The sequence below is a fragment of the Schlesneria sp. genome, from assembly GCF_036405755.1.
GTDB lineage: Bacteria > Planctomycetota > Planctomycetia > Planctomycetales > Planctomycetaceae > Schlesneria > Schlesneria sphaerica.
Genome location: NZ_DASWWZ010000260.1, coordinates 1 through 2,533 on the forward strand (window position 1 = coordinate 1; position 2,533 = coordinate 2,533).

The following is a 2,533-nucleotide window of genomic DNA, read 5'->3' on the forward strand; positions in this document are numbered from 1 at the left end:
GTGCCGATCCGCACACCAGCAGCATTCAGCAGGCGTCCTGCAGCGATCAGGCCACGGGCATTGCCGGATCGGGCATTCGTCGTTGCGGCAAGCAGAACCCGCTTATCACGCAGTTCATGAGCCTGTCGCTGCGAGAAGGGGACGAGTGGCAGCGATCCGTAGAAACAGGCCGCCCCGCCAAACCATTCCGGCTTGTGCAGCAGCAGTTCCATCGCCGCTGAGGCGCCGCTCCCAAAGCCAGCCAGATAGATTCGCTCGCTGTGGATGTGACGTTCCCGACGCAGAGACAACACGAGTGACTCGACATCGTCGATCAGTTCACGGACAGCCTCATCCGTCGTTGACCAGCGGTATCCGTCACCCGATCGAACGTTCCCACGCAGGGCCAGACCGATGTAGTTCCGCTCGCTGATGTTGGGCATCACCGAGGCCAGTTCTTCCTCAGACGAGCCATCGCCATGGAACCAGACGACGAGCGGATAGGCGTACCGCGCCTCGTAGTGTTCCGGCAGGTGAACCGAGTGGGGACGATCCGATTTCGGACGTGGCAGAAACGGGCTCGATTCGCCGGCATGCAGCGTCTCGATCAGTTCGATGATCTCGCTGTGCGTGGGAAGCTGATCCTCATCGAACGTTCCGTCCAGGACAGAATCTTCAACGGGGGGCGTCAAATCATGGAACCTGCGGCCCCACGGCGTCTGGTCGAGACGATCAGAGTCTCCGGACTCCCAATCGAAGTTGAAAAAGGAGCGTTCGGTCATTTCCGCAGTTCTCCTGGGGACACTTTCAGTCCGACCGGGTCGAGTTTTGTAATGATTTGTCGAGAGACTGTCCGGATCGGGATCGAAGGTAGAGGCGAATCCTGCAGACTGACTTCTTCGCCAGTGAACGCAATGCTGTCACGAACGTCGCTCATGGGAAAATACTTCCCCGGGCATTCCGTCGCTTTCACATCGCTATGCCCCACGATCTTGTTTCCTACGATGCGGTAGTCTCTTTTCAGGATTCCCACCAGCTTTTTGACCGCAGCAAGCTGGGATTTTGTCGGTGGTGATTCTTCGAAATTTCCAATCAGAACGATGCCAATCCCAAGCTGGTTATAATCCGCCACTCCGGCATGGGCACCCTGCATTTGCTGTCTCCAGCGAAATGTGGGCTCGATTTCTCCGTCGCCCATCCCCTTACCGTTGCCAATGACAAAGTGGTAACCGACGCCCAGCCATTGTTTGCCATTCTTGTCTTTGCGCTTCAGATGCTCTTCGTGAATACTTTCCACACTTCCGCTTTCGGCAGCCGTGTGATGCAGAACGATGTAACTCCAGTCGCGTGATTCGATGTCCGGCTTCCAGGGGTTCTTCTTCGTGATCGGGTCGATCGGATGCATTGTGGGAGGACTGAATGACTCCACGGGTGGCGTCTGAATCGGGTTTGGACGCATCGAGGATGGAATCGAAGCGGTTGGCGGGACAACAGTCGATTGATAACAGCCCGTCCCTCCGACACTACAAACAATCAGACACGTCGCCACCAGAGACTTCACAACCAGCCATGCTGTCCCGCTCGTGCACCAGGGAGTCCCTTCGACACGTCGAGCCTCTCGTTCATTCAGCGCGTGCTTCTTGCTGCGGTTCATGCCCCATCCATTGGGTAGTATCAACTCGCTCGACCGGGGTGTTCCAAGCGGTCAGGACTGTAGTTTTCTCGTGAAATCATGTCAACGTAGAGTGTTTTGCGGACAGGGTTTCAGACCATCGGAGACAGGGCGAGACCGTTAAAGCTGGTCGGATTTGCCGGCTTTTCACGCACTTTTGAGGGCCGGTAACTTCTCGCAGCCCACCTGAATCACCTAATTGTCACGCTAGACGCGAAATTCATCGGTTTTGGGCCGCGTACGCGAATCCTCTCAAGTTGAGCGAGAAACCAGCCTGCCGCTCACCCCCGGCGGGCCCCCTGGTCCGCGTCCTCTGTGACGGAAATCGGGTGACAATAAAGAGTGATTCGGGCGGGCGATTTCCTATTGACGCTGACTCCGGTTACAGGTCTGCTAGTATCTGAAGACTGCGAGTCCCGAAAGAGAACCTGCTCGCACGATCCACTCGACCACGCCGAACCGATTGTAGCGATTTGATTCGAACGCCCCGTCTCGAAGCGGATCGCTTCTTGAACGGCTGGTTAAGTCCCGATAAGATCCGTCCGGGCGTCAGTTATCCATTAATCCACCCTCTATCGAAAAAGTTGCGAGGATATGTCGAAAGCGACGGACATCCGCATTAAGAGTGCCGCTTGCGCCGTTGAAACCATCCCTTTCCGGGCACCGCTGAAATTTGGCGGTCGCGTCATCGAAAAAACACTTCAGCTGAATGTCGATGTTGAAGTCGAGTCGCGCGATGGAAAGCGCCACTCCAGCGGTTTCGGTAGCATGCCCCTGGGTAATGTCTGGTCATGGCCGTCTGATAAAGTGACGCCCGATCAGAGCGAAGCACTGATGCTGCGATTCGCAGAAGAAGTGGTCGAACTCGCAGGAAACTGCACG

The 2,533-nt window shown here is 56.3% G+C and carries 2 protein-coding genes and 1 pseudogene; 1 reads left to right on the forward strand and 2 read right to left on the reverse strand.

What is annotated here, in order from left to right; translation table 11 throughout:
* Nucleotides 1–761, reverse strand: a 761-nt coding sequence (locus VGE80_RS09110) for an alpha/beta hydrolase (protein ID WP_440592431.1), incomplete at its 3' end; no start/stop codon positions are given.
* Complete coding sequence (locus tag VGE80_RS09115; protein ID WP_440592432.1) at nt 758–1,633, reverse strand: peptidoglycan recognition protein family protein; 876 nt, start codon at nt 1,631–1,633, stop codon at nt 758–760. The genes VGE80_RS09115 and VGE80_RS09110, both read right to left, overlap by 4 nt.
* A 612-nt stretch (nt 1,634–2,245) precedes the next feature.
* Here VGE80_RS09115 and VGE80_RS09120 point away from each other — a divergent pair.
* Nucleotides 2,246–2,533: pseudogene (locus VGE80_RS09120) on the forward strand (hypothetical protein); the annotation flags it as partial.

What these genes read in the sequence shown, in the direction of transcription:
- VGE80_RS09115 (WP_440592432.1), bottom strand. Translation starts at nt 1,633, where the DNA reads ATGAACCGCAGCAAGAAGCACGCGCTGAATGAACGAGAGGCTCGACGT.